This is a genomic window from Pusillimonas sp. MFBS29 (assembly GCF_020687695.1).
Lineage (GTDB): Bacteria > Pseudomonadota > Gammaproteobacteria > Burkholderiales > Burkholderiaceae_B > Pusillimonas_C.
In genome coordinates, this window is record NZ_JAJEWL010000007.1 from 162,591 (window position 1) to 174,120 (window position 11,530).

Genomic DNA, 11,530 nt, shown 5'->3' on the forward strand with positions numbered 1-11,530 from the left:
TTGTAACCAATTACTGCCCGGCAATAGCCATTTGCTCTATGAGTATGGACCCCGTGGTTTTGGATCCCCGGGTAATGGTGTCGGCCCCTACCGCAACGATCTGGCGCAGCATATCGGCCAGATTGCCTGCGATGGTGACCTCTTGTACCGCATGCTGAATTTCACCGCCTTTCACCCAATAGCCGAAGGCACCGCGCGAGTAGTCGCCGGTCACATAGTTGACCCCCTGCCCGATCAGTTCGGTGACCAGAAAGCCCGTATCCATTTTCTTAAGCATGGCGCGAAAGTCGTCATCTGGCCGGGTGAGTCGCGAGGTGAGGGAAAGGTTATGCGAGCCGCCCGCGTTGCCGGTGGTCTGCATGTTCAGCTTGCGTGCGGTATAGGTAGACAGAAAATAACCTTGCAGCGCTCCGGCAACGACCACGTCACGCGCAGCGGTGCGTACCCCTTCACTATCAAAGGCAGAACTACCCATGGCGCCCGGAATGTGCGGGTTCTCGGTTACGTCAAGGTGATCGGCCAGTACTTGCCGGCCCAGCGAATCAAGCAGGAAGCTGGCCTTGCGATAGAGCGCCCCGCCGCTGGTGGCCTGTACCAACGCACCCAGCAGGCCGATAGCCAGCGGAGCTTCGAACAGCACCGGAAAGCGTCCGGTCTTGATGCGTCGCGCCGACAGGCGCGCCAGGGTACGTTCGGCAGCGTAGCGCCCCACAGCGGCCGGGTCGGCCAGATCGCTTGCCGCACGTGCCGTTGTATACCAGTAGTCACGCTGCATGTTGGCGCCGCGCCCTGCTATCGGCGCTACTGACAGGCTGTGGCGGGAATACGGATACCCTCCCATGAAGCCCCGGCTGTTGCCCAGCACGAAATGGCCTTCGTAGGTGTCGACTGAAGCGCCGTCGGTGTTGGTGATCAGCTTGCTGGTCTTGTTGGCAGCACGCTCGGCCTGAATGGCCAGCTCTGCGGCACCCTCGGCGGAAATATCCCACGGGTGATGCAGTGACAGGTCGGGGAACTCGGTGGCGAGCAGGCCGGCCTCGGGCAAACCTGCTGCCGGATCGGCAGCGGTATAGCTCGCGATGTGCCAGGCAGCCGCAACCGTCTCGCGCAGCGCTTCGGGAGAAAAGTCGGAAGTAGACGCCGAACCGCGCCGTTGGCCGGCAAACACAGTGACATCAAGCGAGCGATCGCGAGTCTGTTCGACGGTTTCGATATCGTTGTTGCGCACCGAGACCGAAAGCCCGCGGCTTTCGGACACTTCGGCGGTCGCATCAGAGGCTCCCAGGGCTTTGGCATGGGACAACGCTTCGCTGACCAGTTCGCGGAAACGCGCCTGGTTCTGGGCGATAGGAAGAAAGGATGCAGATTGGTCGCTCATGGAGGCTCAGGCAAAAGACTAGGTCTGGAATTGTACCTGCTGTACCGCGCCGTAATTCGGCCCGGTTTCAGGTTTAAGATACGATACGCCTTATATTCCTTCTGTGCAGAAAAGACTCTCGGTCATCGCACCTTTTTCCATTCATATGTCAAATATTCCTACCGATACTCCAGAAGATGACGACCACGGCTACGACGGCCCCAGCAAGTCGCAGGTAAAGCGCGAAATGCTGGCGCTGCAAGAGCTGGGCAAGCAGCTGGTCGAGCTCTCGCCCGATCAGCTCAAGCAGTTGCCCCTGGCCGAGAAGCTCCACGACGCAGTACGTCTGGCACAGCGCACGACCAGCCGGGAGGGCCGGCGAAGGCAGATTCACTATGTCGGCAAACTGATGCGCGAAGCAGATGCCGATGCCATACGACAGCAACTTGATATCTGGAAGAATGGCTCGCGCGAACAGACTCGTGCAATGCATCGCCTGGAAGCGCTGCGCGACCTGCTGCTGACCGACGATGACGCGCTGACCGGCCTGTTGAACGAATACCCCGGTGCCGACATCCAGCGCCTGCGCACCCTGATCCGGGAAGGACGCAAGGAAGCCAAGGCCAACGCCTTGCTGCAGCCGGGGCAGGATCCCCAACGCAAACACTATCGGGCGCTGTTCCAGGCGCTTAAATCGCTTAATGACTCGGAGTCCCAATGAACGACCAAGAACTGCTGGAATGCATAGAGATGGAAACCGGCCCCAATCCGGAGCGTGCCGTGATATGGCTGCACGGCCTTGGGGCAGACGGCAACGACTTTGCACCGCTGGTCCCGGAGCTCAAGCTGGGCGACATGCCCGCCATCCGCTTCGTGTTTCCACATGCTCCCGTACGCCCCGTCACCATCAACAATGGCATGTCCATGCGTGCGTGGTACGACATATTCACCCCCGAGCTGGTACGCCGCGAAGATGAAGCCGGGCTGGTCCAATCGCAACAGGCCATCGAAGCACTGATTGCACGTGAGAACCAGCGCGGGATTCCCGACGAACGGATCGTGCTGGCAGGATTTTCGCAGGGTTGCGCCATGACCTTGCAAACCGGTTTGCGCCACCCACGGAAGCTGGCCGGCCTGATCGGCCTGTCGGGCTATCTGCCCATGATCGACAAGGTCGACCACGAACGACACCCTGCCAACCAGGACACCCCCATCTTCCTGGCCCATGGCGTCATGGATCCCGTCGTGGTACTGGCCCGCGCCGAAGCTTCGCGCCAGGCTTTGCAGGACATGGGCTACTCACTTGCCTGGAATACCTACAACATGCCGCACTCGGTATGCCTGGAAGAGGTCGTCGCCATCGCGGCCTTCCTGCGCAAGGTATTGGCCTAGGGCCTATCAACCGGCCCTAGCTGTACTGCCGCGTTTCACCCAGATCCAGCCAGACGCGCCGCATGGTTGGATCGTCGCGATCGGCATCCACCTGAAAACCCAGGTAGGTCATCAGGCCCAGCATGGGCTGATTGCTGGACAGCACCAGTCCATCTATATAGGTCAGCCCCTGCTCCTGCGCGGCGTCTATCAGCCCCCTCATCAGTTGCGCCCCAAGGCCGCGCCGCTGCCAGTCATCGCCGATGACCAGTGCGTATTCCGCGCCCCGTCCGTCAGCATTACGCAAATAGTGGGCAAAACCCACGATCTGCTCTTGGGGGAATCCACGGTTCTCGGGGTTGGGAACCTGCACGGTGGCCACCAGTGCCAGTTCACGGTCGTAATCGATGTGAGTGTAGCGGGCCAGCATGCGGGGGGTCAGCTCGCGCATCATGGACACAAAGCGCATATAGCGTGACTGGTCGGACAGGCCACGTATGAACGTCTGCAGGGCTTCGGCATCTTCGGGCCGTATCGGCCTGAGCATCCAGGCCATGCCGTCAGAAAACGTTTTGGACTGCACCAGCCGGCGCGGATAAGGGTGAATGGCCATGTGGCGATACCCCGAGGTCTCGGGGGACACCAGCATCGACGAGCTGGTTAATGTCACGCTGACCCCACGTGCCGATAAACCCGAGTCGTCGACGTACAGAGGATCGATCGACAACGACTCCAGGCCCGGCAACTCGCTGACCAGCCCGGAGACACGCTCAAGCACGTCCAGCAAACATTCGAATGCTGACGGGCTTAGCTCTCGTGACAGGACACGGCTCCACAAACTGCTGCGCAAGACCAGCTTGCGGGCCAGATAACTGTTCAGCGGCGGTAGCTCGACCGCCTCGTGGGCGTTGGCCATCAGGGCGGGTTGCCCGCCGGCACCGAACATGATGTATGGGCCCAGATTGCTGTCGCGTTGCACACGTATTGCCATCGGCCAGCCTGGATCGTGATCGCAGTCTGCCCCGGAATCAGTGTATTGCAACGGTATGTGAAAGCAGCTCAGCAGCTGCCTGCATTCGTCCTGGTCCAGGCTGGTACGACGTTCGCTTTGAGCCCGGCCGACCAGGGCACGCGCCTGGTCCAGGCTGGGCGGCTTGCCCAGGGGCTCGGGCGGCAGCATCTGTTGGGCCAGCGTCTGGTTATAGTGATAAGCGCTCAGGATGCCAAATGCATTGGCCGCAGATTCCGGGGTCCGGAAGGCCGGCGTGCCTATGTCATCGAGCATGTGGCGCAAAGGCCGCATGCTGGCGTCGCCCAAAAAACAGGTCACTATGGGTTTGCGTGCGTTGGGAGCGAGGTCGGCCAACTGACGCGCCACGCCCTGCAGATCCGACAAGGGATCGGGACACAGCAGTGCGAGTACTCCATCTACGCCCGGATCGGCCAGCAAGATATCCATGACGCCCTGCGCGACGTCTGGCCCCAGCCCGGCGTAGGTCACAATCGGATTGCCGATATCAGCCGCGGGTTCCAGGCAGGCGCCCAAAGCCTGCACGGTCGCGGCAGAAAGTTCTGCCCGAAGCACCGCCTCGTTGCCACTGATGACGTCGAGTGCCAGTTGGGCCGCGCCCTGGCCGTTGGAGAACAGGGCGATACGGCGCCCACGCGGACGCCGGTTGTAAACCATTACCTTCAGGGCCGAGAACAGTTGCACGAAGTACTGTATGCGTACCGCCCCCGCCCGACGCAGCAAGGCATTGAAGACGGCTTCCTGTGCCGCCTGCCCGCTGCTGTGACCGGCTTTGAGCACGACAACCGGCTTGATGCTGGCGGCGGCGCGCAGTGCGCTGTAGAAGCGACGGGACGATGATGCCTCTTCCAGATAAAGCGCAATGCTGTCGGTGCGGGCGTCCATGGCCAGATAGTCCAGCACATCAGCCACATCGACGATCGCTTCGTCACCCACCGAAACCACAGTGGAAAAGCCAAGACTGATATCCTCGGCCCAATCGAGCACCGCCGCGGTTATGGAGCGAGATTGTGCAATGAGCGCAACGCGTCCGGCCAATGGCGCTTCGGGTTGCTGGCTGAAATTGACCCCGAGATGTGGTCTTTGGGCACCAAAGGCCCGTGGCCCCAGCACGGCGCAATCATTCAGATTGCCCCAACTGCGGCAGTACACCATGTCTTCCACCGGATCACCGGACACCTGGGGATGCAGCAGCAGGATCAGGCCACGCGGCCGGTGCACCCTGAGCGCATCGAGGGCAGCGGGCAGCCGCGCCGAAGGGAGACAGACGACGGCAAGATCCAGTCGTTGCCCCGTCACCCCGGCGAGCGAGTCAGGCAAGGTGACAAGCCCTTCGGTACCCGCATCAACAAAGGTAATGCTGTGTTGCAAACCCTTGGGCACCGCATGCTCGACCGGCAGGGGATGATCGGCAAGCACCAGCACGCTGGTGGGTTCAAATAATGCGGCAAGACGATGGCGCGGCATGTTTTATCCGAATTTCAACACTGATTGATCTGTACTTTAAAATAGGACGATTACTTGTTAAAGCCTAACCACTAACCATGACCTCGTCCACCTCTTCGCCCGTTCGTACCCGTTTTGCCCCGTCTCCCACCGGCTATCTGCATCTGGGCGGTGCACGCACTGCCCTGTTTTCATGGGCATTTGCCCGCCATCACCAGGGAGTTTTCGTACTGCGCGTAGAAGATACCGACCTGGAACGCTCTACGCCCGAAGCCGTTCAGGCCATTCTGGACGGCATGCAATGGCTGGGCATGCAACCAGACGAAGGCCCTTTCTACCAGATGCAGCGCATGGACCGCTACCGTGAAGTGATCGCGAAAATGCTTCAGGACGGCACTGCCTACCACTGTTACAGCAGCCCCGAAGAGCTCGATGCCATGCGCGAGAAGGCCCGTGCTGCCGGCTTGAAGCCGCGCTACGACGGCACCTGGCGCCCCGAGCCTGGCAAAACCCTGCCGCCCGTGCCGGCCGACCGCAAGCCCGTCGTGCGCTTCCGGAATCCCACCGAAGGTGTAACCGGCTGGAACGACCTGATCAAAGGCCCCATCAGCTTCGACAATAGCGAACTGGACGACCTGATCATTGCCCGCCCCGATGGCACGCCTACCTATAACTTCTGTGTCGTGGTCGATGACTGGGACATGAAAATCACCCATGTGTTGCGCGGCGACGATCACGTCAACAACACCCCCAGGCAAATCAATATTCTGCGCGCGCTGGGCGGTACCCTGCCTGAATATGGCCACTTGCCCATGATACTGGGCCCCGATGGCGAGAAGCTGTCCAAACGCCACGGTGCAGTCAGCGTCATGGAATACGACAAAGACGGCTATCTGCCCGAAGCCATGATCAACTATCTGGCCCGCCTGGGCTGGAGCCACGGCAACGACGAACTGTTCACGCGCGAACAGCTGGTGGAATGGTTCGACACGCGCAACCTGACCAAGTCTGCTGCGCAATGGGATCCCAAGAAGCTGAACTGGGTCAATGCCCACTATATCAAGCAAAGCAGCAACGAAGACCTGGCCGCACGTGTGGCGCCACGCATCCTTGCACAACAGGGCAACCCGGAAGCCGTCGACCTGCAAACCGTCATGGCCCTGCTGAAAGATCGCGCAGAAACACTGAACCAGCTGGCCGATGGCGCCATGCTGTTCTGTGCTCCGTTCACACCCGCAAGCCCCGAGCTGGCAGCCGAACACCTTGACGATGCAGCACATGCCTTGCTCGCCGAATTCGCCGTCAAGGCAAAGGCCCTGCCCGACTGGACCACGGAAACACTTGACGCCCTTATCAAGGCCATGCTGGCCGAGCATGGCGTGAAGATGCCCAAGCTGGCGATTCCGCTGCGTCTGGCAGTAACCGGCCAGAAACAAACACCGGGCATAGGCGCCGTGCTGGCTATCCTGGGGCGCGACCTGGTGCTCGAGCGCCTGGCCGCACTCTGAACGCGCCGGTTAAAACGGCAGGCGATACCCGGGCGACATACGTCTTGCGGTAATCGCCGTGCCGTCGGCGTCTTTCAATGACAGGGCTTTCTCGCCCATCGAGACGATCTGGTAGCGGTTGGTATAGATCGGATCATCGAGGTTGACCGAAGCGCCGTTCGATTCCAGCGTGCGCATGGTCAGGATTTGCTGTTCACGCTCCCAGCAACCGGTTTCCGCCAGACCCTGCGACGGTTTTTTGCCGCGCTTGAGCTGCTCGGTGTAGGCCATGGTGCCATCGGCATGCAGGGTGAACAGTGTGCGCAGCTCGCCGGCCACGCCTTTTTGCTTGCGCACGCTCAGCCAGTTGCCCACCAGGGCATCGCCGGCAACAGCCGCCTGACAACGAGGAGGTTCGGGTTCTGGTGCCGGAGGGGCGCTGGGTGCGGCACAGCCGGCCACCAGCGCCGCAGCAAACAAACTCGCGTACACGGTACGCGGACGAAGAAGAGAAATAGCCATAGTGCGTCCTTTCAAAGCCACCAGCAGCTGTGGCGCTGGCCACCTGTACAAGAACGGCGGCCAAAATCGGGAGTCAAAAATTATTCTACCTGAACCACTATGCCGCAGACGGCTATAGCGGCAGTTTCAGTTCGTGCTTGATTTCACGCAGCGCGACGATCGTGCGCGTCTGGCGCACGCCGGGCAGGTTGAACAGGAAGCGGTGCAGGAAGCGATCGTATTCTTCCGGGCTGGGCACCAGTATCTTGAGCAGAAAATCGGCATCACCCGTTACCGCATAGCACTCGAGAATCTCGGGCGCATCGCGCACCGAGCGTTCGAAATTTTCCACGATATCGGCCGAATGGCGATCAAGACTGATCTGGACAAACATGCATCCGGGCAAACCGACTTTGTGGCGATCGACCTGAGCGTAATAGCCCTGTATGACCCCCGCCGCCTCGAGCGCCTTGACCCGGCGCCACACCGGCGCTGTCGACAGACCAACCTGATCTGACAGCTGCTGTGCGGATGCCCTGCCGTCTTGCTGCAACGCCTGCAGGATTTTTACGTCAATATTATCCATATATTCTCTTTGACGAAATATTTGTTTCGTTAACTAGGGATTTTACGATACGAATACGCAATAAAACACCCCCGCCCATTCTTTATCATGGAAGAAATGATGGAGACAAGCATGGCTCAGCCCCTGATAGACCAGGACTACCAACTGGACGACAACCTGACTGCCGGCACAGGACGCATATTCCTGACCGGCACCCAGGCACTGGTACGCATGCTGCTGTCGCAACAGCGGGCCGACCAGGCGCGCGGACTGAACACCGCCGGGTTCGTAACCGGTTATCGCGGCTCCCCATTGGGCGGCGTAGACATGGCCATGTGGCGGGCACAGTCGCTGCTGGAACAGCACCACATCAGTTTCCTGCCGTCCATCAATGAAGATCTGGGCGCCACCATGGTCATGGGCACGCAGCAGGCCGGTGTACGCGATGACAGGCAGGTCGACGGGGTATTCGCCATGTGGTACGGCAAGGGCCCGGGGGTCGACCGCGCGGGCGACGCCATCCACCACGGCCATGCGGCCGGCGCATCGCGCCACGGCGGGGTACTGATGATCGTTGGCGATGATCACACCGCTGCCTCTTCTTCTATTCCACACGCCAGTGAAACCTCGCTGCAGGCCTGGGGCATACCTGTTGTGCACCCAGCCTCCGTCGATGAATACGAACAGTTCGGCTTGTGGGGCTGGGCACTTTCCCGTTACAGCGGCGCCTGGGTGGCGTTCAAGGCGGTTACTGAAACCGTAGAAAGCGGCCGATCGTTCACGCTCGAGGCCAACCCGACGCTGCCCGATGACGTGCGTGGCGCAGGCCCTGAATACAGTGCCCGCGATTTCCTGACTCCTGCGATCGAACACCGCATGGCCGAACGCCTGGAGGCGGTCAAAGCCTTTTCGCGACGGCACCCGCTGGATCGCACGGTGCACGCGGCGCCCGGCGCCAGGCTGGGCATCGTCACAACCGGCAAGGCCTTTCTCGACACGCAAGATGCCTTGTCGCAGCTGGCCCGGGAACAGCCCGACCTGCCACTTTCTTCAGTGCGCCATTACAAGGTCGGGCTGAGCTGGCCACTGGCCACAGACGGCTTTCTGCAATTCGCCCAGGGGCTGGACCACATACTGGTCATAGAAGAGAAAGCCCCCTTTATCGAAAGCCAGATCAAGGACATCTTGTACAACCATGTACAACGCCCCTCGGTTGCAGGCAAACACGGTCTGGACCACCAGGCGCTGGTACCCGGAGAAGGCCAGCTCAGCCCCGCCATCGTTGCCGCTTTGTTGTGCCGCTGGCTGCGTCAGACTGACCCCACAATTCAGACTCAACCCGCTGTCATCGCCGAAGCCGCTCTTGCCGGCAAGCCTGCTCCCATACCGCAAGCCTCGGCCGCGCTGACACGGCGCCCCTATTTCTGCTCGGGCTGTCCACACAGCACGTCTACCAAAGTACCTGAAGGCAGCCAGGCACATGCCGGCGTGGGCTGCCATTACATGGCCACCTGGATGGACCGCGAGACCAGCGGGCTTACCCAGATGGGTGGTGAAGGCGCCGACTGGATAGGGCTGTCGCGCTTTATCCGCATGCCTCATGTTTTCCAGAATATGGGCGAAGGCACCTATTTCCATTCAGGCTACCTGGCCATCAGGCAAGCAGTCGCTGCACAGGCCAACATCACCTACAAGATTCTGTTCAACGATGCCGTAGCCATGACAGGTGGCCAGCCGGTCGACGGCCAGATCTCGGTTGCACAAATCTGTCAGCAAATGCTGGGCGAAGGTGTCAGCCGCGTGGTGATCACCACCGATGAACCACAGAAGTATCGCGGCGCAAGTTTGCCGGCCGGCGTTACCGTGCACGACCGCCACGAACTGGACGCCCTGCAGCGTGAACTGCGCGACATCCCCGGCGTCACGGTGCTGATACATGACCAGGCCTGCGCCGCCGAAAAACGCCGACGCAGGAAAAAGAAAACGCTGGCGGATCCGGCCCGCCGCCTGTTCATCAACACCAGTGTCTGCGAAGGCTGCGGCGACTGCAGCACGCAATCGAACTGCCTGTCGCTGACACCGGTGGAAACACCATTCGGCCGCAAGCGCGCCATTGATCAATCCAGTTGCAACAAAGACTACTCGTGCGTCGATGGCTTCTGCCCGAGCTTTGTGTCTGTGGTGGGCGGCAGGCCACGCAAGGCGGCCGACACTTCTCCCGACGAGCGCGAACGCCTGCAGGCCCTGGTGGCTGCACTGCCGCTGCCCGAGTTCCAGCAACATGAGTCATGCTGCAACGTGCTGGTAGCAGGTATCGGTGGCACCGGCATTATTACGGTTGGCGCAATCATTTCCATGGCAGCGCACCTTGAAGGCCGGGCCGCCTCGGTATTGGACATCACCGGCCTGGCGCAGAAAGGCGGTGCCGTCATCAGCCATATCCGGCTTTCCGCCGATGCGCACCAGCCGGGTGCTGTACGGGTTGCCCCGCAGCAGGCCAACGTTGCCATTCTGTGTGACCCTGTGGCAGCCAGCAAGCCCGAAGTCCTCCAAACCCTGCGCCCGGGGCAAACGCTGGCCGTCATCAATACCTATCTCGCACCCACACCCGAGTTCACCCGCGACCCGCAAGTCAGCCTGGATCCCCAAGGATTGATCGCACAGTTGCGCCGAACGGCGGGTGAACAGAACAGCAAGCTGCTGGACGCTCACACTTTGGCAACAAGGCAGTTTGGTGACAGCATCCTGGCCAATATGCTGATGCTGGGTTTTGCCTGGCAACACGGCGCCATTCCTTTGAGCCTGCAGGCCATCATGCATGCGCTGAAGCTGAACGGCGTTGCCGTGCAAGCCAACCAGGATGCCTTTCAAATCGGACGACTGGCTGCGTCCCGCCCACAGGAGCTCACGCCGCGTGGACGTGCCCGCGAGCAGGCCGTCGTCATTCACTTTCCCGAGTCGCTGGAAGACATCATGGCGCGTTGCCGGACCGCACTGACTGACTACCAGGACGCCGCCTACGCAAAACAGCACAGTGACCTGGTCGCTCAGGTTCTCGCGGCCGAGCGCAGCCTCAAACCCCAAGGACGCCCCCGCCTGGCGATAGCGGTTGCACAGTCACTGTATAAGCTCATGGCCTACAAGGATGAATACGAAGTGGCCCGCCTGTTTACCGACGGATCCTTCCGCAAAGCCTTGCATGAACAATTTGAAGGCGACTTTTCCCTGCGCTTTCATCTGGCACCGCCGGTCCTGGCGCGCCGCGATCCACATACCGGAATCCACCGCAAGGTCAGCTTTGGGCCCGCGACTGAAAAATTCCTGCGCGTACTGGCTCACGGTAAAGTCCTGCGCGGAACCTGGCTGGACATTTTCTCGTACACCAGCGAGCGCAAGACCGAGCGCAAGCTTGTCGGCGAATATCAGGCCGCCTTGCGGGATATGCTGGGCAACCTGAACGCCCGCAACTACGATGCGGCGCTTGAACTGGCCGACCTGCCTCAAATCGTCAGGGGCTATGGCCACATCAAGATGTCTGCCGTCCAGACCTTCCGCACGCGCCTTCAAAACGTATCAGACAGCCTGCGCCAGCCCAATATGTCCGTTAACAATATCTCACGATTTCGGGCCTGAGCCCGTTCAGCCGGCGCAAGGCGCAGCAAGCAAGGCTCCATGCGGCTTTGCCCCGTTCGCACGCCCAGGCCAAGCACAAATAAATAAAAAATCAAGCACTTTTTGAGCTTGCATGCTTCATGGGCTCTCACTACAATTAG

The 11,530-nt window shown here is 60.7% G+C and carries 8 protein-coding genes; 4 read left to right on the forward strand and 4 right to left on the reverse strand.

Translation table 11 applies throughout. The annotated features are described in order from the left end of the window. Positions 1-10 precede the first annotated feature (10 nt). On the reverse strand, positions 11-1,378 hold the full coding sequence (gene pmbA, locus LKR43_RS11865) for a metalloprotease PmbA (protein ID WP_227684276.1): 1,368 nt from the start codon (positions 1,376-1,378) through the stop codon (positions 11-13). A 145-nt stretch (positions 1,379-1,523) separates the two neighbouring features. Between pmbA and yjgA the strand changes: the two genes are divergently transcribed. Together yjgA and LKR43_RS11875 are read left to right on the forward strand one after the other, a co-directional pair. Continuing rightward, entirely contained in the window at positions 1,524-2,078 is a 555-nt protein-coding gene (gene yjgA, locus LKR43_RS11870) for a ribosome biogenesis factor YjgA (protein WP_227684277.1), read from the forward strand. Beyond that, positions 2,075-2,749, forward strand: a complete 675-nt coding sequence (locus LKR43_RS11875) for an alpha/beta hydrolase (RefSeq protein WP_227684278.1) — start codon at positions 2,075-2,077, stop codon at positions 2,747-2,749. Before yjgA ends, LKR43_RS11875 begins: the two co-directional genes overlap by 4 nt. Positions 2,750-2,765: 16 nt before the next feature. On the opposite strand, the gene LKR43_RS11880 is transcribed toward LKR43_RS11875, so the two are convergent. Continuing rightward, positions 2,766-5,225: a GNAT family N-acetyltransferase gene (locus tag LKR43_RS11880; protein ID WP_227684279.1), complete on the reverse strand. Its 2,460-nt coding sequence runs from the start codon at positions 5,223-5,225 to the stop codon at positions 2,766-2,768. Between the two features lie 77 nt (positions 5,226-5,302). On the opposite strand from LKR43_RS11880, the gene gltX reads away from it, so the two are divergent. Further along, a complete protein-coding gene (gene gltX, locus LKR43_RS11885) occupies positions 5,303-6,712 on the forward strand; it encodes a glutamate--tRNA ligase (protein WP_227684280.1) in 1,410 nt (469 codons plus the stop codon). Positions 6,713-6,721: 9 nt separating this feature from the next. On the opposite strand, the gene LKR43_RS11890 is transcribed toward gltX, so the two are convergent. Further along, positions 6,722-7,213, reverse strand: coding sequence for a hypothetical protein (locus tag LKR43_RS11890; protein ID WP_227684281.1), 492 nt, complete (start codon positions 7,211-7,213; stop codon positions 6,722-6,724). Positions 7,214-7,325: 112 nt separating this feature from the next. After that, positions 7,326-7,778 (reverse strand): Lrp/AsnC family transcriptional regulator, encoded by a 453-nt coding sequence (locus LKR43_RS11895; protein WP_227684282.1) that lies wholly within the window; start codon positions 7,776-7,778, stop codon positions 7,326-7,328. A 96-nt stretch (positions 7,779-7,874) separates the two neighbouring features. On the opposite strand from LKR43_RS11895, the gene LKR43_RS11900 reads away from it, so the two are divergent. Beyond that, positions 7,875-11,390: an indolepyruvate ferredoxin oxidoreductase family protein gene (locus LKR43_RS11900; protein ID WP_370632106.1), complete on the forward strand. Its 3,516-nt coding sequence runs from the start codon at positions 7,875-7,877 to the stop codon at positions 11,388-11,390. Positions 11,391-11,530: the final 140 nt, after the last annotated feature.